General features: G+C 62.0%; 16 protein-coding genes. 6 read left to right on the plus strand and 10 right to left on the minus strand.

Annotation, left to right across the window (positions count from 1 at the left end; genetic code table 11):
- Positions 1–133: 133 nt before the first annotated feature.
- On the plus strand, positions 134–949 hold the full coding sequence (locus GA0004734_RS13660; protein ID WP_280949515.1) for a DUF1194 domain-containing protein: 816 nt from the start codon (positions 134–136) through the stop codon (positions 947–949).
- 6 nt (positions 950–955) lie between these two features.
- Here GA0004734_RS13660 and GA0004734_RS13665 read toward each other — a convergent pair whose 3' ends face one another.
- The 6 genes from GA0004734_RS13665 to GA0004734_RS13695 all read right to left on the minus strand — a co-directional run bounded on the left by GA0004734_RS13665 (position 956) and on the right by GA0004734_RS13695 (position 7,452).
- Positions 956–2,257 carry a flavin monoamine oxidase family protein gene (locus GA0004734_RS13665; protein WP_092934509.1) on the minus strand — a complete coding sequence of 434 codons (1,302 nt, stop codon included), beginning with the start codon at positions 2,255–2,257 and terminating at the stop codon, positions 956–958.
- 132 nt (positions 2,258–2,389) lie between these two features.
- Positions 2,390–3,130: an aspartate/glutamate racemase family protein gene (locus GA0004734_RS13670; RefSeq protein WP_092934511.1), complete on the minus strand. Its 741-nt coding sequence runs from the start codon at positions 3,128–3,130 to the stop codon at positions 2,390–2,392.
- Positions 3,131–3,138: 8 nt separating this feature from the next.
- A complete protein-coding gene (locus GA0004734_RS13675) occupies positions 3,139–3,960 on the minus strand; it encodes an ABC transporter permease (protein WP_092934513.1) in 822 nt (273 codons plus the stop codon).
- Between the two features lies 1 nt (position 3,961).
- Positions 3,962–4,882 carry an ABC transporter permease gene (locus GA0004734_RS13680; RefSeq protein WP_092934515.1) on the minus strand — a complete coding sequence of 307 codons (921 nt, stop codon included), beginning with the start codon at positions 4,880–4,882 and terminating at the stop codon, positions 3,962–3,964.
- 138 nt (positions 4,883–5,020) lie between these two features.
- Positions 5,021–6,316, minus strand: a complete 1,296-nt coding sequence (locus GA0004734_RS13690) for an ABC transporter substrate-binding protein (RefSeq protein WP_092934517.1) — start codon at positions 6,314–6,316, stop codon at positions 5,021–5,023.
- Between the two features lie 47 nt (positions 6,317–6,363).
- Positions 6,364–7,452, minus strand: a complete 1,089-nt coding sequence (locus GA0004734_RS13695; protein WP_092934519.1) for an ABC transporter ATP-binding protein — start codon at positions 7,450–7,452, stop codon at positions 6,364–6,366.
- A 245-nt stretch (positions 7,453–7,697) separates the two neighbouring features.
- Between GA0004734_RS13695 and GA0004734_RS13700 the strand changes: the two genes are divergently transcribed.
- From GA0004734_RS13700 to GA0004734_RS13710, 3 genes are all read left to right on the plus strand, one after another.
- The gene (locus GA0004734_RS13700; RefSeq protein ID WP_092934521.1) at positions 7,698–8,432 is read left to right on the plus strand and encodes a GntR family transcriptional regulator; all 735 of its coding nucleotides are present in this window, start codon (positions 7,698–7,700) and stop codon (positions 8,430–8,432) included.
- A gap of 125 nt (positions 8,433–8,557) precedes the next feature.
- Entirely contained in the window at positions 8,558–8,815 is a 258-nt protein-coding gene (locus GA0004734_RS13705; RefSeq protein WP_092934523.1) for a DUF982 domain-containing protein, read from the plus strand.
- Between the two features lie 76 nt (positions 8,816–8,891).
- Complete coding sequence (locus GA0004734_RS13710) at positions 8,892–9,566, plus strand: sulfite oxidase-like oxidoreductase (RefSeq protein WP_092934525.1); 675 nt, start codon at positions 8,892–8,894, stop codon at positions 9,564–9,566.
- A 58-nt stretch (positions 9,567–9,624) separates the two neighbouring features.
- Here the strand turns inward: GA0004734_RS13710 and GA0004734_RS13715 are convergent, their stop codons facing one another.
- Positions 9,625–11,490 (minus strand): DEAD/DEAH box helicase, encoded by a 1,866-nt coding sequence (locus GA0004734_RS13715; RefSeq protein WP_092934527.1) that lies wholly within the window; start codon positions 11,488–11,490, stop codon positions 9,625–9,627.
- Between the two features lie 196 nt (positions 11,491–11,686).
- On the opposite strand from GA0004734_RS13715, the gene GA0004734_RS13720 reads away from it, so the two are divergent.
- Entirely contained in the window at positions 11,687–11,974 is a 288-nt protein-coding gene (locus GA0004734_RS13720; protein WP_139056271.1) for a hypothetical protein, read from the plus strand.
- A 127-nt stretch (positions 11,975–12,101) separates the two neighbouring features.
- Here the strand turns inward: GA0004734_RS13720 and GA0004734_RS13725 are convergent, their stop codons facing one another.
- Together GA0004734_RS13725 and GA0004734_RS13730 are read right to left on the minus strand one after the other, a co-directional pair.
- Positions 12,102–12,308: a hypothetical protein gene (locus tag GA0004734_RS13725; protein WP_092934531.1), complete on the minus strand. Its 207-nt coding sequence runs from the start codon at positions 12,306–12,308 to the stop codon at positions 12,102–12,104.
- Positions 12,309–12,419: 111 nt separating this feature from the next.
- On the minus strand, positions 12,420–12,827 hold the full coding sequence (locus tag GA0004734_RS13730; RefSeq protein WP_092934533.1) for a DUF4112 domain-containing protein: 408 nt from the start codon (positions 12,825–12,827) through the stop codon (positions 12,420–12,422).
- 316 nt (positions 12,828–13,143) lie between these two features.
- On the opposite strand from GA0004734_RS13730, the gene GA0004734_RS13735 reads away from it, so the two are divergent.
- Positions 13,144–14,853 carry a methyl-accepting chemotaxis protein gene (locus tag GA0004734_RS13735; protein WP_092934535.1) on the plus strand — a complete coding sequence of 570 codons (1,710 nt, stop codon included), beginning with the start codon at positions 13,144–13,146 and terminating at the stop codon, positions 14,851–14,853.
- A 143-nt stretch (positions 14,854–14,996) separates the two neighbouring features.
- Here GA0004734_RS13735 and GA0004734_RS13740 read toward each other — a convergent pair whose 3' ends face one another.
- On the minus strand, positions 14,997–17,690 hold the full coding sequence (locus tag GA0004734_RS13740; RefSeq protein ID WP_348626091.1) for a bifunctional diguanylate cyclase/phosphodiesterase: 2,694 nt from the start codon (positions 17,688–17,690) through the stop codon (positions 14,997–14,999).
- Between the last annotated feature and the right edge of the window lie 118 nt (positions 17,691–17,808).

Raw genomic sequence — 17,808 nt, forward strand, 5'->3', positions numbered from 1 at the left:
CCTCATCTCTTTATCCCTGCGAAATTTCTTTGCTCACCGAGTGTTGAAGCCGAGCAGTCGCTTACCGGTCGCCGCCATCACCCGTTGTGTTAATGTTCGCCTCTACGGTGCGAAGCGGGGATTGGATGACATGATCTTGGCGGGAATTGCATTGCTGATGGGCCTTTCCAGCCACGGCCTCCCATCGGCCCCTTCCACAACCGGCGTAACTCAAATAACGACCATCGCGGCGCTTGGCCGCCGAGACGTGGATGTCGAACTGGTTCTTGCCGTCGATATGTCGGGATCGATGGATCTGGAGGAAGCGCGCATCCAGCGCGCCGGTTACCTCGAGGCCCTACGCCACAAGGCGTTCATCGATGCCGTTCGTGGCGGACTGATCGGCGAGATCGCCATCAGCTATTTCGAGTGGGCCGGCAGCGTCAACGAAAGCTCGCGCGTGGACTGGCATGTGATTGCGAGTGCCGCGGACGCTGCCGCCTTTGCAGACGAGATCGCCGCCCGGCCTGTCACCACCCGCCGTGGCACCTCGATTTCCAACGCGCTGACCTACGCGACGGGGATGATCGACACGAACGCCTTCAACGGCCAGCGCCGCGTCATCGATGTCTCCGGCGACGGTCCCAACAATCTCGGTCCACCGGTTCTGCCCGCCCGGGACATGGCGGTGCGCAGCGGAATCATCGTCAACGGCCTCGCGATCATCATCCGCCCCACCGGTGTCGGCGTCCGGCTCGACCGCTACTACAGCGACTGCGTTATCGGCGGCCCCGGCGCCTTCGTGCTGCCGATCCACAACCCGGAAGACTTCGGCGTCGCCATCCGGCAAAAGCTCGTGATGGAGGTCAGCGGGCGCCAGCCGACGCTTCTTCCCATTCCCGTTGCAAATCCCGCCCCCGTGGATTGCCTGATCGGTGAAAAGCTGCGGCCCGGATTCTTCGACAGGTAAGACGCGTCATCGCACCCGCTTCAAGCCTGCGCCAGGCGCTTCGTCTTCGGCATTCACTGCGTCCGAAATACGCCCGGCTGCGAGACGTCCTGCCACGATTGCTCCTTCGATATAGGTCGGGAAGGACGGAGAGAGTTCGGAACTTGCAAATGCGACACGGTCGACGCCCCGCCGCAAGAGCGCTTCTGCGTCATAAGCCTCGGCATCGACGATGACATCGCTATAGCCACCTCCGCTCCAGCGATCATCCGTCCAGTCGTGCAGAATAACATCGACCGGCTCCGGCGCGTTGTCGCCCAGCAACGCACCCATGCGCTCCCGCACCGTCCGCTCGATGAACGCCGCGCCCCGTGCCTGCCATTCGAGGGCAAGCGGCCCGCCGACGAAGACGACGAAAGCAGCATGCGCGTCACCCTGGCTGACGTCGAAGGCGTAGAGCCCGCTCACATCCTCCCAGGAGACGCCGGACGACACCTCGGGCGACCAGAAGCGCTCGTCGTAGCGCAGCAGGATCTTGATCACGGCCCCGCTCCGCCAGCAGCCGAGCGCCCGGACAAGCGGCTCCGGCAGCGGCGGATGATGGATAATATCGCGCGCACGCACCGGCGGCACGGCGACAAGCACATGTCGCGCGGTCAGCTGCCGTCTGACAGTTTCCACAATGACATGATGCTCATCCCGGTGGATGGCCGAGACAGGCGTGGACAGAAAGACGTGCGGGCGCAGCCGCGCCGCCAGGGCATCGGCCAGCGAGGCGGCGCTGTCCTTCAGGAAATATTGCAGCTCGGACACGTCGGCCGTATTCCGCCGATCGCTATCGACAAGATACCAGAAGGGAATGATATCGGCCGGAAGGCACCAAAGCCCATGCACCATACTGAGAAATTCCCGCTTGGCCTCCTCCGTCGCATCCTGTTCGTCCAGCCAGTCGGCAATGGAAAGACCCGCCAGTGCGGGGTCGGCAGGATCAGCGGCCTCCATCCTTGCAGAGAGGGGATTGTCACGGTGCGATGCGCGTCGCGAAGGTGTCGCCGATACCGTCTTTGCAGCACCTTTCCAACGGCTCTCGACCATCTCCAGCCGGGCCTCCCGCACGAGCGTCATTACCTCCGGCATGTCGTCGCAGATGAATTGCCCGCCGGCATCCCGCCGCGTCCCATCCGGTGTCTCGAACGAGCGGACGCGTCCGCCGACGTCGGCGCGGGCCTCCAACACGATGACCGACAGCCCGCGATCCATCAGCGTCTGCGCGGCCGCCAGCCCCGTAAACCCGGCACCGACCACGATCACATCCGCATCCCGTTCCATGCCGTACCTCTTTTCCGCCTGAGGACCACAGGTCCGGCCCTTCGATCGGACAATATAGAAAGAACGGCGAGAAAGAATATGCGGCGCGTGGGTTTGTCGGACGGGCTTTGCGCGTCCGGAGATCAGGACTTTTTACACAGATGCCGGGGGTGCAAAACCACTGAGAATCCCGGAATAGGGCTTGGCCAAAGGCGCAGCGTAGGAGCCACGCTTGCTGGTCGTCAGCCGCTGGGCGATCAACGCCTCGGCCTGCTTGACGGCGGCGGAAACGCCGTCGACCACCGGCACGTGGTAGATCGACTGCAGTTCATAGGCGAGATCCGCCATGCCGGCGCAGCCGAGCACGATGGCCTCCGCGCCGTCTTCGGCGAGCGCCCGTTCGATCTGGTGTCGGAGCTTGTCGAGCGCACCCGAGCCCTCCTTCTCGAGATCGAGAACCGGTATATCCGCCGCGCGAACCCTGGCCCGCCCGCCAAAACCATAATGCCGCGTCAGGTTCTCGAGCAGCACGCGGGAGCGCTCCAGCGTGGTGACGACGGTGAAGCGTTGCGCGAGAAAGCCGGCGGTGACCAGCGCGCTTTCGCAAAGCCCCAGCACCGGAATGGAGGCGAGCGACCGGGCCGCGTCGAGCCCGGTATCGTCGAAACACGCGATGACGGCCGCCTGCGCGCCCGCCGCCTCGCCAGCCCGGATCGCATCGAGCAGTCCCGGCAGCGCCAGCGCGCCGTCGTAATGCCCCTCGATCGAGGCAGGCCCCATCGCGGCCGTGGCGGCGACGATCTCCGTGCCATCGGCGGCAACGAGGCGAGCTGCCTCCGCTGCCTTTTCGGTCATGGAAACAGTGGTGTTGGGATTGACGACGAGAATGCGCATGCGGGCGATCAGACCAGTTTGGCTTGTCTGCGGCCAAGCATCAGGATGATGCCGAGCGCCAGCAGAATGACGGTGAAGGAGAAGACGGTGGTGACGGTGCCGAGCGCATAGAGCACCGGCGTGGTGACGTTCGTGGTCATGCCGTAGATTTCCAGCGGCAGCGTGTTGTAGGTGCCGGATGTCATCAGCGTGCGGGCGAACTCGTCATAGGAGAGCGTGAAGCCGAAGAGGCCGACGCCGATGAGGCTCGGCGCGATCATCGGAAGCACCACATGGCGGAACGTCTGCCAGGAGCTTGCACCGAGGTCCCGCGCCGCTTCCTCATAGGCCGGCGAAAACCGGTTGAACACGGCAAACATGATGAGCACGCCGAAGGGCAGCGTCCAGGTGAGGTGCGCGCCGAAGGCCGAGGAGTACCAAGCGGGCTTCAGCCCGAACTGCTGGAAGACGACGCCGATGCCGAGCGAAATGATGATGGACGGCACGACGAGGCTGGCGACCGTGAGATAGAACAGCGTGGTCGAGCCGCGAAACTTCCGCCGGAAGGCAAGGCCCGCCAGCAGCGATACCAGCACGTTGACGACCATGACCATGATGCCGAGCGAGAAGGACCGCCGGAACGATGCGCCGAAGTTGCCGACCGCCTGCTGCTCGAAAAGATTGTAGAACCAGCGCAGTGACACGCCGTTCATCGGGAAGGTCAGGCCGCCGTTCGGCCCCTGGAAGGACAGGATGAGGACCGCCGACAGCGGACCGTAGAGGAAGAGCACGAACAGCGCAAAGAATGCGGCGAGGACGTAGAATTCGAAGGTGCGTTTCTCGTGGCTCATCTTACAGCTCCTTGCGAATATCGACGACGCGCAGGATCGCGGCCACCATCAGCAGCACGACGATCAGCAGCACAACGGCATTGGCGGCGGCGGCGGGATATTGCAGCAGCGACATCTGGTTGCGCATCATCAGCGCCACAGACGCGCTCTGCCCGCCGGACATGACCTGCACAGTGGAGAAATCCGCCATGACCAGCGTGACGACGAAGATCGAGCCGATGGCGATGCCGGGCTTGGCGAGCGGAATGATGACGTTCCAGAGGATCTGCCAGCCGGTGGCGCCCGCGTCGCGCGCCGCCTCGATCAGCGATTTGTCGATGCGCATCAGCGTGTTGAAGATCGGCGTGACCATGAACAGCGTGTTCAGATGCACCATGGCGAGAATAACGGCGAACTCCGAATAGAGCAGCCATTCGATTGGCGCCGGAATGATCCCCATCTCGATCAGCGTCGAATTGACCAGCCCGTTTCGCCCGAGGACCGGGATCCACGAGATCATGCGGATGATGTTGGAGGTGAGGAACGGCACGGTGCAGACGAGGAACAGCACCATCTGCATCGTCGTCGTGCGGATGTGGAAGGCCAGGAAATAAGCGACCCAGAAGCCGATGAAGGTCGTCAGCGCCCAGACGACGACCGTGTATTTCAGCGTGTTCAGATAGGTTTTCCAGGTGACCCAGGAGCCCAGCGTTTCCTCGTAGTTCAGGGTGAGGAAATCCGGATAGAGCCCCGCGAAGTCGTAATCCCAGAAACTGACGATCAGGATCATCAGGATCGGCAGCAGGAAGAAAAAGCCGAGAATCGCGATCAACGGTGCCGACTGGAGATAGGACATGGCCCGCGGCGGCAGGCGGAAGGATTTGGGCGTGCGCACCCGCGCATCCGGCGCCGGTGTCGGCTTGCTTGCAGCGATGGTCGCCATGATCCGTCGGTCTCCGTTGAATACTCAAGCCGAGCGGAGGGAGAAGGCTGCCCCTCATCCGCCTGCCGGCACCTTCTCCCCGCCTGCGGGGAGAAGGAAAGCTGTGGGCCGCCGCCGCACGGGCGACCCCGCACCGCATCAAGCCGCGATGAACTCGTTCCAGCGACGAACCATGTAGCGATCCTCGTCCATTACCGAGTTCCAGCAGGCGACCTTGCCCATGCGCTCCTCGAAGGAGCCGCCATCGCGAACGGCGCCGGCTTTTTCCATGACCTTGCCTTCCGGAGACATGATATCGCCCTTGGCGGCCTTGCCTTCGATCCAGTAGCCCCATTCGTCCTCGGTCATGAACTTCTTTGCCGTGTCCATGGCGGCGGAGTAGTAGCCCTGGCGGTTGAGGTAGCCACCGACCCAGCCCGACGTGTACCAGTTGATATATTCATAGGCCGCATCCAGCTGCGCGCCCTGGAGATGCGCGGCAAGGCCGAGACCGCCGCCCCACGAGCGGTAGCCTTCCTTGAGCGGCTGGTACTTGCAGGCGATGCCCTTGGAGCGAACGGCGGCGACAGCCGGCGACCACATGGACTGGATGACAACTTCGCCGGAGGCCATGAGGTTGACCGACTCGTCGAACGACTTCCAGAAAGCGCGGAACTGGCCGTCCTGCTTCGCCTTGATCAGGAAGTCGATCGTCGCGTCGATCTCCGCCTTGGTCATGTTGCCCTTGTCGGCATATTTGATGTTACCGAGCGCTTCCATGATCATCGCGGCATCCATGATGCCGATCGAGGGAATGTTGAGGATCGAGGTCTTGCCCTTGAAGGCCGGGTCCATGATATCGGCCCAGGACGTGATGTCGCGGCCGACGAGGTCGGGGCGGATGCCGAGCGTGTCGGCATTGTAGATGGTCGGAACCATCGTGAAGAGACCGGTCTCGGACTTGGCGAACGTCTTGTCGCCGGCCTTCTCCACGAAGCCGACCGTATGCGGCGCGGTCCCCTGCGCGATCACGCTGTCCGGCGTCAGCTTGCCCGTCTTGAACAGAGGCACGATCTGGTCGTAATATTTCAACTTGGAGATTTCCATCGGCTGGATGACGCCCGCCGGGAAAACCTTCTTGAGGATCCAGTATTCGATGTCGGCGATATCGTAGCTGTCGGGCTGCGTCACGGCGCGCTGGGCGGCGGCATCCGAGTCGGTCGCCGTCATCTCGAGCGTGATGCCGAGATCGGCCTTGCACTTCTCGGCAATGGCATTGATGTTGGAAACGCCGGTGCCGAACTGGCGCAGCGTGACGGGGTTCTGCGCCCAGATGGTCGGGAAACCGGTGATGGCGCCGGAGCCGGCAATGGCGCCGACGGCCGCAGCCCCTGTCTTCATCAGAGCGCGGCGGCTGATGCCGGTCGCCTTCTTCGTGTCCTTGATTTCGGTCATCGTCTGTTCCCTTTTATTCCGGTTGGACAGGTCGTTATTGTGATAGGTCAGGCGGCCATGGCGCCCAGGAGGACAGCATCCTCCAGGCCCCAACTCAGGGAAACCGCATCGCCCACGGCGACGGGTTTTTCGAAATAATCCGCATCGGTGGCGATGACGGTGAAATCCTCCGAACCGGCGCCCATGACGGTGATCTTCACCGAAGCGCCGCGATATTCGACGTTGGAAACGACGCCGTTGAAGCCGAGCGTCTTCTCGCTCGGCTCCGAAAGACGGACGCGATCGGTGCGGATGCCGATTTCGATCGGAGAGCCCGCCTCCCGCCCCTCGCCCGCAACGGTAAAGGTCTGCCCCTCCGGCACCTGCAGGGTCAGCACGCCATCGGCGCTGGAGAGAACGCGACCGGTCAGCACGTTGTGATCACCCATGAAGCGCGCGACGAAGGCCGTTGCCGGCCGCTCGAACACCTCGCGCGGGCTGGCCGCCTGCTCGATGCGCCCGTCGCTCATGATGACGATGATGTCGGCGAGCGCCATCGCCTCCTCCTGGCTGTGCGTCACATGGACGAAGGTGATGCCGAGGTTCTTCTGGAGCTTCTTCAGCTCGGCGCGCATGCGGATCTTGAGGAACGGATCGAGCGCAGACAGCGGCTCGTCGAGCAGCAGCGCTTCCGGGTCTGTGATCAGCGCGCGGGCGAGCGCCACGCGCTGCTGCTGACCGCCGGAAAGCTGGGCCGGACGCCGGTTGGCATAGGGCTCCATCTGCATCAGCGTGAGCATCTCCAGCGCCTTCGCACGGCGCTCCTCCTTCTCCACGCCCTTCATCTTCAGGCTGAAGGCCACGTTGTCGATGAGGTCGAGATGCGGGAACAGGGCGTAGGACTGGAACATCATCGCCGTGCCGCGCTTGGCCGGCGGCAGGTCGGTCACGACCGTATTTCCGAGCCGGATATCGCCCGAGGAAATCGTCTCGTGCCCGGCAATCATCCGCAGCGTCGAGGTCTTGCCGCATCCGGACGGCCCAAGAAAGCAGCAATAGCTGCCGGACGGGATCTTGAGGCTGATGGAATGGACGGCCGTGGTGCTTCCATAGATCTTGGAAACGGATACGATGTCGATCTCTGCCGCTTTGGTCATGATGGGTTCCCCTGTCGTGATTTGGAGAATGCATCAACCGTGCCAGTTCGTCGGGCGGCCGTTAGGGAGCTGTTTCTAAAAGAAAACTGCCGAGACCCTGAGGCTCGCTGGAATGCCGCCTCCGGAATTCGCCTATATTTTCATCTATTGTGCAAAATAATCCACCAGATCGTATACAATCGAGCCCTCTACCGAATACGAAAGGGCCTTCTGTCACGCCGGTATTTGCATTAGATTAGGCGACCATGAACAATCGCCAGACGAAACCGGAAGCCCTGATTGCGAGACCCGACGCCGATGGCAACGGGATCGACGGCAGCCAACGCGCCATTCGCGACGCCATCCGCGACGCGATCGTCGACCGGCGCCTGGCTCCGGGGACGAAACTGACGGAGACGGACGTCGGCGCCCTGTTCCATGTCAGCCGAACGCTGGTCCGCGGGGCCCTTCAGGCGCTCGTGCATGAAGGTCTCGTCACCGTCGAGCGCAATCGCGGCGCCTTCGTTGCCAACCCGTCGCCGGAAGAAGCGCGCCAGATTTTCGCGACCCGCCGCATTATCGAGCCCGGCATCCTGACAGAGGCCGCACGCCACATGACGCCGTCGCATTTCCGGCAGCTTCGCGAGCAACTGGTCGATGAAGGCCGGTTGATGAGCGAGCGCGGACAGAGCGCCCGTCGGGCGGAGATCAAGGCATCCGGAGACTTCCACCTGATGATCGCCGCCATGACCGGAAACGCCGTGATGCAGCGCTTCATGGACGAGCTCATCGCGCGCTCCTCGCTCGTCATCTCGCTCTACGGACAATCTACGGTCTCCAGTTGCGGCCACAGCGAGCACACCGATATCGTCGACGCCATCGAAGCCGGCCAGCTCGACCGCGCCAACCGCCTGATGGTGCATCATATTCACCATATCGAGGCCGATCTCGATCTGCGCATTCGCCGCGCCAACGAACTCCGAGACGTTCTTCTCCCTTAAGACGGGAAAGAAATATCGATCAACAACCCACTGAATTTCTTCAAGATTTTTTGTTAACCGAAGGTGGAACCAAAATCCCCGCAACGAGTTTTGCACGCGCACGACAGACAGCATGCGAGGCGCGTATGAGTTACAAGCATTTTCCGAAACCGGTCCGGATCATTCTCCAGCAGAGCCAGGAATTCACCATCGCGTCCGCTTGGGATGCGCTTGAGTTCCTGCGGGGCTGGCCCGCGGGACAGGCCGGCAGAGCCTATCGCATCGCGCTCCAGCATTGCATGGATGCCCTCGACGGCATCCTCAGTCCGCGCAAGGCGCAGGCCTCGTTCATGGCCGCGGCACGCGAGGCCGGAATATTGGCGACAGCCAAGGCGCCGGCTTGATCGGGCATCGTCTCTTGACGAAGGCATAAGGCACGGACGACCATAGAGTCACGAAGAGCGCGGCCAGGAGCACGACATGTCGGATATCAATTCCCCGGACGATCCTTCCGACGACACCAAACTGACCCGCTCGAAGCGCCGTTGGGCGGACGAAGGCAAATTCCTGACCGGACAGGTCTCGCGGTCGGAGACCGACCGGCTGCCGCCGGGCCAGCATCTCGTCAAGAATTGGCCCGTCCTCGACCTCGGCCAACACCCGATGATCGAGACCGCAAGCTGGTCATTGACGTTGAAAGGCGCCGTCGAAAACCCTGTGACGCTGGACTGGGCGCAACTGAAGGCGCTGCCGCAGAGCAAATTCCTGTCGGACATCCATTGCGTCACGACGTGGTCGCGATACGACAACAACTGGAAGGGCGTCTCGACGCATGATCTGATGGACTTGGTCGTGCCGAAGGCCGAGGCGACCTATGTCATGCTCACCAGCTATGACGGCTATACCACCAACCTGCCGCTCGCCGACTTCGCGAGTAAGCATGCTCTTGTCGCCACCGACTGGGAGGGACAGCCGTTGACCCGCGAGCACGGCGCACCCGCCCGCCTCATCGTACCGCACCTCTATCTCTGGAAGAGCGCGAAATGGCTGACGAAGATTGAGTTCATGACCGGTGATCGCGCCGGATTCTGGGAGAAGAACGGCTACCATATGCTGGGCGATCCATGGCGGGAGCAGCGCTATTCCGAGGATTGAGGAACCCTAATCGATCAGGAAAAAGGGCTCCGGCGGTGTTCGCCGGAGCCCTTTTTGATCAGTACGCCTTTTTCTTGAAAGGCTTCTTGGCGGGCTTGCTGCCATCGTCCGTCGGCTTTGGTCCGGACTTCGAGAAGCCGGGCTTGGCCGACTTCTTTGCCCAGGGCTTGCTGTCCGGCCGGTCGGCGCTTTCGCCGCCCTCTTTCCAGCGCGGCTTGCTGTCCGAAGGCCCCGCATTGTCCTTGCGAACGAACGGCTTGCGTGGTGCGGTAGACAGATCCGGCGCGCTGTCGAGCTGGGTCACGGTAATGCCTTTTTCGAGCATGCGCTTGGGTCCCAGCGCCTCGACGAAGCTGTCGGAGAATTCGCGCGCGATTTCCACGAACGTGTTCTCCGGCATCATCTTGATGGCGCCGATTTCCTGCTTGGTGATCCGGCCGATGCGGCAGAGCATCGGGATCAGCCAGCGGGGCTCGACATTCTGCTTGCGGCCGGCCGAGATGGAGAACCAGACGGCATCGCCGAAATCGCCACGCGGGGCGCGCGGTTCCGGCCGAGGACCACGGTCACCGGATGCCTGATTGGACGACGCACCGGATGGCTGAAAGGCCGGCGTATCGATGATGTCTTCCGGTGCGGAACGACCGGCACGCGCGAGGCGCACGAAAGCGGCCGCAACCTGCTCGGCGGTGAAGCCGGACAGGACCTGCTGGACGAAGGCCGTTTCTTCCTCGCGGATCGGATCGTTGAGCGCGGCATCCGAGAGAATGCGCTCGTCGTCCTTCTGCGAGACCTCATCGGCCGACGGGGGCTTGGCCCAGACGGCCTCGATGCGCGCGTCGCGCAGCAGCCGCTCGGCCTTGCGGCGTGCATTCGAGGTGACGATGATGGCGCTGACGCCCCTGCGTCCTGCGCGACCGGTACGGCCGCTGCGGTGCAGCAGGGTGTCCGGGTTGGTCGGCAGGTCGGCATGGATGACGAGTTCGAGGCCGGGAAGGTCGATACCGCGTGCGGCAACGTCGGTCGCAATGCAGACGCGGGCACGACCGTCACGCATGGCCTGCAGCGCATGCGTCCGCTCGCTCTGGCTGAGTTCGCCCGAAAGCGCGACGACGGAGAAGCCACGATTGTTGAAGCGCGCCGTCAGATGATTGACGGCCGCACGGGTCGAGCAGAACACCAGCGCATTCTTCGCCTCATAATAGCGCAGCACATTGATGATCGCGTTTTCGCGGTCGGAGGGAACGACGACGAGCGCGCGGTAGTCGATGTCCAGATGCTGCTTCGCCTCGGCCTGCGTCGAGATCCGCAGCGCATCGCGCTGATAGTTCTTAGCAAGCGTCGCGATGGACTTCGGCACCGTGGCCGAGAACATCAGCGTGCGGCGATCGGCCGGTGCCGTCTCCAGCAGGAATTCGAGGTCTTCCCGGAAGCCGAGATCGAGCATCTCGTCGGCTTCGTCGAGCACGATGGCCCGGCAGGCAGAGAGATCGAGTGCACCGCGACGAACATGGTCGCAGAGACGGCCAGGCGTACCCACGACGATATGCGCGCCGCGATCGAGCGCGCGGCGCTCCGTGCGGATGTCCATGCCGCCGACGGAGGCGGCGATGACGGCGCCGGTCATTTCGTACAGCCATTCGAGTTCGCGCTGGACCTGAAGCGCCAGTTCGCGGGTCGGGGCGACGACGACGGCCAGCGGCTTGCTCGCCGAGCCAAAGCGATCTGCACCATCCAGCAGCGTCGAGGCGAGCGCCAGCCCGAAGGCGACGGTCTTGCCGGAGCCGGTCTGGGCGGAGACGAGCGCGTCGCGACCCGACATTTCCGCTTCGATGACGGCGGCCTGGACCGGCGTCAGGGTGGAATAGCCGCGTTTGGTCAACGCCTCGGCGATCGCCGGAACGACCCCTGCGAATTCTGTCATATGTTTGTCTCTCGGAAGTTCGAACCGTGCAGCATGCGCAAAGTGATGCGCACATGCATTGAGGACCGCACGCTGCGGCCCATACCATAGCGATCTCTTAATCCCTCCGACAGCAAATGTACAGAGGAGCGCCGCAACACCGATAGGCTGGCTAACCCGGCACCTATTCAGCGATCATGGTGGAGATCATGAAACCGTGAATGGTTTTACGGTTAAGTTTCCTTGCGCCTGCGAGTCCTTGGCTTACATTTATAAATGCGATGAGGAGTCGCCGAAGCCTATGGGAGGAATGATGATGGAAACGTCAGGTCATCTGAGAGTGCAATACGACTTCAGAAGCGGAACAGTCCTGCTCCAGTGCCGCGATAAAAGCCATGTGCTTGTTGAGCGCTTCAACACGAAAGAGAGCGCAGAAGCTGCCGCCATTCAATTCGCCCGAAAGAACTGGGATTATTCGGAGCCGCAGTCGGATACGCAGCACTAGTGCCAGTTGTCGAGCCTTAGAGATAACGGCCATCATTCGAACGACAAAGGCCGGGTATCTCATCCGGCCTTTTTGACGCGAAGAGCCCGACGAAACGCCTTGCCGAGATCGCGTGAGGTATAAGCCATTAATGGCGAGAGGGCTCAATCTCCTGACGGCGCAGATCGTCGATGGCTGCCACAGCCTGCTCCGCCGTCCAGCCTGCGCTGACAGCAGCCCGGATCAGGCGCGCATCAGCTTCCACTTCCAGCTTCACGAAGAGGGGTTCGAGCGCTTCCTGCGCTGTTACGACGTTCGGTTCAGCGACAGCGGCGGCCGGCTTCTGCATGGACATGATCTCTTCTCCTATAATTTTCAGACTCCGCCGAATGGACTCAGATCAAAACTGGTTCCATTTTTTGTTCGTAATATGTCTGGGAATGTCCGGGCGAACGATCTCGATCCGTCACAGATCGTTTTCGGTCAGCGCGAAATGGTCCATGATCACGCGGATATTTCTCTTGTGCGCCTTGAAGTAGACGTCGAAAACGTCGCCCACCAGAGGCACGGCGCCGATCGTCGCATCCACGCCGAGATTGTAGAGCATGCGCGCGATCTTCCGCTTGGGAAGACCCAACCTGCGGCCCTCGTTGACGATGGCGAGACCGATGATTGCACCCGTCGCATCACCGAACACTGGGACAAGCCCGAGCAGGGCGTCGGCACCAAATCGGAACCGCGTTCCCGGAATCCCGACGGCCGTATCCATGATGCGCGCGAGCTTGGCGAGCCGGCGCAATCGGCGCAGCTGCTCGACACGGCTGACGTCGCTGGCCGCTTCGGCAAAATCGGCTGTGTACGCTGTCGTCGCCATTAAAAGCCACTCCTGTGTTCGTGTCCCTTCATATGTGGAGTGCTGGTTTGCGTGAGACAAGGTTGTGGAAGAACACTTTTGCAGGAAGCAGGCTCCAACACCGGAACTGCGGCCGGACTGGAGATGTTCGCAACTTAGGATGCATGCCCGGAGGATTTGAAAATACCTGACGATGCAAAGAAAAGCTGAAGTCTCACAACGGTGGAATAAGGGTCGGACAACGTCAGGAACCGATTGTACTTTAGAAATAATTTAGACCTAGCACCCTATTTTCGGGGGTGCGTATTAACCTCATCTAAAAAAGCGAACCGGCCGAATGTCTCTCTTCTCTTCGTCTGACGGTGCAGTGCTGCAAGCGCTCGATCAATCGCAAGCTTGTATCGAATTCGACCTCACGGGAAAGATCCTGCGCGCGAACGCCAATTTCTGCCGCGCCATCGGTTATGATTCCAGCGAGATCGTGGGCCGCCATCACAGCATGTTCGTCGTGCCGGAGGAAGCACGCTCGCCGGCCTATGCGGCCTTCTGGCAGGCGCTCGCCAACGGCAAGTTCCAGCAGGCGCAGTACAAGCGCTTGGGCAAAGGCGGACGCGAAGTCTGGATCGAGGCCTCCTACAACCCCATCTTCAAAGGAAAGCGACCCGTCAAGGTCGTGAAGTTCGCAACGGATATCACCGCATCGAAGATCAAGAGCCTGAGCGACAATGGCAAGCTCGAGGCCTTGTCGCGTGCGCAGGCCGTCATCGAATTCACGCCGGACGGCCGCATCGTTTCGGCGAACGAGAACTTCCTGTCCGTGCTCGGCTATCGGCTGGAGGAAATTGTCGGCCAGCACCACGCAATGTTCTGCGAGCCGGCCTACGTGCAGTCAGCAGCCTACAGGACGTTCTGGGAACAGCTTGCCGGCGGCGCGTTCGTGACCGACCAGTTCCTGCGTCTCGGCAAAAATGGCCAACGGGTTCACATTCAGGCGACCTATAATCCGATTATGGATGAGAACGGTCGGGTGATGAAGGTCGTGAAGTTCGCAACCGACATGACCGAGCGGGTTCGCGCCATCGAAGAGTTGGGCGCAGGTCTCGGACGCCTCGCGCACGCGAATATCAGCCAGACGCTCGACCGTCCCTTCACGCGGGAGTTCGAGCAGTTGCGCCACGACTTCAATATGTCGCTCGGCGGTTTCCAGCAGACGCTGGTGAATGTTCTCGGGCAGACGGAAAACCTCAACGACCATAGCCACACCATGCGCGAGGCGTCCGGCATCCTCGCGCAGCACACCCGTGAACAGGCCGCCGCGCTCGAGGAAACGTCGGCCGCCTTGGAGCAGATCACCATCACCGTACGCCAGTCGAACGAGCGCGTGCAGGATACACGCAATCTCGTCAAGCAGGCCAAGGAACAGGCCGGCCACTCCGTGACCGTCGTCGGCGACACCGTTGCCGCCATGCAGCGCATCGAAACCGCTTCATCCTCCATTGGGCACATCATCGGCGTCATCGACGAAATCGCGTTCCAGACCAACCTGCTGGCGTTGAACGCCGGCGTGGAGGCGGCCCGGGCCGGCGAAGCCGGTCGCGGCTTTGCCGTGGTTGCGCAGGAGGTGCGTGAACTGGCCCAGCGCACGGCGCGTGCGGCGAAGGAAATCAAGGATCTGATTTCGAACGCCTCCAGGGAAGTCGTGGACGGCGTCCGCCTCGTCGGCGATACCGGAAGGGCTCTGACGGAAATCGAGGTCTTCGTCGCCTCGATCAACGAGAACATCGACGCCATCGCCGCCGCCGCATCCGAGCAGACCACAGGCCTTGGCGACATCAGCGCCTCGGTCAACAGCCTCGACGGCATGACGCAACAGAACGCGACCATGGTGGCCCGCACGACGGAACTAAGCCATACGCTCGCACAGGGTGCGGGCACGCTCGCCGACCTCGTCTGCCGCTTCCAGCTCAACCACAGCACCATCGGCAAGCCCGCCGCGGCAAAGCCGGCACGCCCCATCGAGACGCCAGCGTTTCGAAAGACCGCCTGACCGTCAAGGCTGGAAGCCTTTCAAATGGTTAAACAAAAGGCCCGGTGCAGCATCGGGCCTTTTGGCGTTGCGACGACCGCACGTCATCCAGAATCCGGTCACCTCACCACACCTCTGCGAGGCGAGGTTCGACGTGACCGGCGTCAGGCCGTAAGCGCCGGGAGGTCGAGCGATGGATCCTGAAGCTCTTCGATCGGGCATGGACGGCCGAACAAGAAGCCCTGCACCTCGTCGCAGCCCTCCGCAACCAGGACGTGGAGCTGCTCGTCCGTCTCCGCACCTTCGGCAAGGATGGTCACATCGAGGCTCTTGCCAAGCGCAACGATGGCCCGGATGAACGCCTTCGACTGCCGGCCGTCGAGTTCGTTGACGAAGCTCCGGTCGAGTTTAATCTTGTCGAACGGGAACGCCCGAAGCGTTTCCAGCGAGGAATACCCCGTTCCGAAATCGTCGATCGCAATCATCACCCCCATCGCGCGAATCTGCCGGAGGATATGGAGCGCCCTGCCCTTGTCGCCGATGATGGCGCTTTCCGTGACCTCCAGTTCCAATCGCGACGGCGGGAGACCCGTCCGCAGCAGGACGGAGCGAACCTTGTCCACGAGCGAGACATCCCCGAGCTGCAGCGGCGACAGGTTGACTGCGATCTTGTGACCGAGACCCCAGGCAACGGCTTCGCGACAGGCCTCTTCGAGCACCCAGTCGCCGATCGTGGAAATGAGCCCGCATTCTTCCGCGATCGGAATGAAGGTCGCCGGCGAGATCAGCCCGCGCTGCGGATGCCGCCAGCGCAGCAGGACTTCGTATCCGGTCGTTTCCCGCGTTCTTGCCGACTTCTGCACCTGGTAGACGAGGAAGAACTGCTTCTCCTCAAGCGCGACGCCGAGATCGCGGCCCATGGCGCGACGTTCGCGCGCAGCCTCATCCATCGCGGCCTCGTAAAAGCTGATGCGCTGTTCCGGTTGCGCCTTGGAGCGATACATCGCCATGTCGGCATTGTTCAGCAGCTTTTCGCGGTCAGGGGCGTCCGAGGGATAGACCGACACGCCGATGCTGGCGCCGGGCAGGATCTCTGTCTCATCGATGACGATGCGCTCGGTCAATGCCCGGAAAAGGCGGCCGATGAAATCCTCGAGATCCTTCTCTTGCACGAAACGCTTGAAGGCGACGAACTCGTCCCCGCCGAAGCGTCCGACAGCCTCGTTCTCGCCCATGAGCTTCTGCATCCGGCTCGCCAGCGCATAAAGCACCTTGTCGCCCATCGCATGGCCATAGCGGTCGTTGATTTCCTTGAAATCGTCGAGGTCGATGCAGATGGCCGCGACTTTCTCAGAGTCGCTGACAGTCTCGATCGCGGCGTCGAGCCGCTCGCCGAACCGGTGCCGGTTGGCAAGGCCCGTCAGGGCGTCGTGCCGGGCGAGATGCCGGATCTTTTCCTCGGCATCCACACGCGCGGTGATGTCTTCGAGCGTCATGACGAAGGAACCGTCGCCCGTCGGCCGGTGCACGGTGCGGATCGTCCGTCCGCTGGACACCTCCCGCGCCGTCTCGCCACCACCGGGGGCCGTAAACAGTGCGCGATGCTGCTCGTAGAGTCCGTCGGCGTTATACGATCCCGTCTGGTCCGTCTTGAAACGCTCGTAACAGAGCGAATGAAAGGTCCGCCCGACGATCTCAAACGAGCGCGGAAATTCGATAATCTCGCGAAAGAGCTCGTTGTGCAGAATCAGCCGCTCGTTCGCGTCGAAAAGCGCGATCCCGTGTCCCATCGTGTTGAGGGCAATCGAGAGATTGTTGGTAACGTCGAGCAGCCGTGCCGCGCTGTCCTTGGCTTCGGTACAGTCGCGCGTGATCTTGGCAAAGCCAATGTGATCGTTGTGCTCGTCGTAGATCGGGTCGATCACGACGGACGCCCAGAACGCCGTACCATCCTTGCGATACCGCCATCCCTCCGTCTCGAACTTGCCCGTGGCAAGCGCCGTGTGCAGAGCGTGTTCGGGCGCACCGGTCAGTCGCTCGTCTTCGGAGTAGAAGACGGCAAAGCTTTTGCCAACGATCTCGCCGTCGGCATAGCCCTTCATGCGTTGCGCGCCGACGTTCCAGTTGGTCACCCGACCGGAGGGATCGAGCAGATAGATCGCATAGTCGCTGACGCCCTGGACGAGGTGCCGGAACCGCATGTTCATGGCCATGGTCACGTTCTCGGACCGGCTGGCGAAAAGAGCGGCAGCAAGAACGGAAAACAACAGCGATAAGGCGGTCGTGGCGATCACGATGACCATAAGGGCCGGCGACAGCAGGTTCGACGGGAGCGGCGAGTCAGCCACCGGCGTCATGACAACACCACCCATCGAGGTGAAATGCATGGAGACGATGCCGAGTGTCAGAAGGCTTGCCGCAGCGGCCAGACGTTTCGGGCTCCGGCGTCCAAGGCTCACGCACGCAAATCCGGGAACAGAGAACAGTACGGCAAGAAGAATGGCGCTCCAGACGAGATTGACATTCCAGTGGATCGCGCCAGGAAACTCGATGGCCGTCATGCCGACGAAGTGCATCGTGGAAACACCGAGACCGAAAAGAATGCCCGCCATGATGAAAGCGAGACGGCCGGTCAGCAACGAGGCAACCGCGACGGCAAGGAAGGTCGTGGTCACCGAAATCGCAAGCGACAGCAGCGTGCGCGACGGCTCGTAGCCGAGAACCAGCGAAGCCTCATAAGCCAGCATCGCAACAAAATGCGTCGCCCAGATACCGAAACCGCCGGACGTCCCGGCGCTGACGAGCCAGATCCACCGCACATATCCGCCTGCACGATGGGCGCGCTGCAGAAGCATCATGGCTGCAGCACAGGAAACGAGACACAGAAAACCGGCAAAAACAACCAGACGCAAATCATGCTCTGTTGTGATGCACGAGAGAACTCTGAGCATGGGCACGCCTCATGGCGAACCGCCG

Origin of the sequence: Rhizobium sp. 9140 (genome assembly GCF_900067135.1) — a bacterium.
GTDB lineage: Bacteria > Pseudomonadota > Alphaproteobacteria > Rhizobiales > Rhizobiaceae > Ferranicluibacter.

Excerpts from the sequence above, each read along its gene's own strand:
- GA0004734_RS13665 (WP_092934509.1), bottom strand. The coding sequence starts at position 2,257 with ATGGAACGGGATGCGGATGTGATCGTGGTCGGTGCCGGGTTTACGGGG.
- GA0004734_RS13670 (WP_092934511.1), bottom strand. The coding sequence starts at position 3,130 with ATGCGCATTCTCGTCGTCAATCCCAACACCACTGTTTCCATGACCGAA.
- GA0004734_RS13675 (WP_092934513.1), bottom strand. The coding sequence starts at position 3,960 with ATGAGCCACGAGAAACGCACCTTCGAATTCTACGTCCTCGCCGCATTC.
- GA0004734_RS13680 (WP_092934515.1), bottom strand. The coding sequence starts at position 4,882 with ATGGCGACCATCGCTGCAAGCAAGCCGACACCGGCGCCGGATGCGCGG.
- GA0004734_RS13690 (WP_092934517.1), bottom strand. The coding sequence starts at position 6,316 with ATGACCGAAATCAAGGACACGAAGAAGGCGACCGGCATCAGCCGCCGC.
- GA0004734_RS13695 (WP_092934519.1), bottom strand. The coding sequence starts at position 7,452 with ATGACCAAAGCGGCAGAGATCGACATCGTATCCGTTTCCAAGATCTAT.
- GA0004734_RS13700 (WP_092934521.1), top strand. The coding sequence starts at position 7,698 with ATGAACAATCGCCAGACGAAACCGGAAGCCCTGATTGCGAGACCCGAC.
- GA0004734_RS13705 (WP_092934523.1), top strand. The coding sequence starts at position 8,558 with ATGAGTTACAAGCATTTTCCGAAACCGGTCCGGATCATTCTCCAGCAG.
- GA0004734_RS13710 (WP_092934525.1), top strand. The coding sequence starts at position 8,892 with ATGTCGGATATCAATTCCCCGGACGATCCTTCCGACGACACCAAACTG.
- GA0004734_RS13715 (WP_092934527.1), bottom strand. The coding sequence starts at position 11,490 with ATGACAGAATTCGCAGGGGTCGTTCCGGCGATCGCCGAGGCGTTGACC.
- GA0004734_RS13725 (WP_092934531.1), bottom strand. The coding sequence starts at position 12,308 with ATGTCCATGCAGAAGCCGGCCGCCGCTGTCGCTGAACCGAACGTCGTA.
- GA0004734_RS13730 (WP_092934533.1), bottom strand. The coding sequence starts at position 12,827 with ATGGCGACGACAGCGTACACAGCCGATTTTGCCGAAGCGGCCAGCGAC.
- GA0004734_RS13735 (WP_092934535.1), top strand. The coding sequence starts at position 13,144 with ATGTCTCTCTTCTCTTCGTCTGACGGTGCAGTGCTGCAAGCGCTCGAT.
- GA0004734_RS13740 (WP_348626091.1), bottom strand. The coding sequence starts at position 17,690 with ATGATGCTTCTGCAGCGCGCCCATCGTGCAGGCGGATATGTGCGGTGG.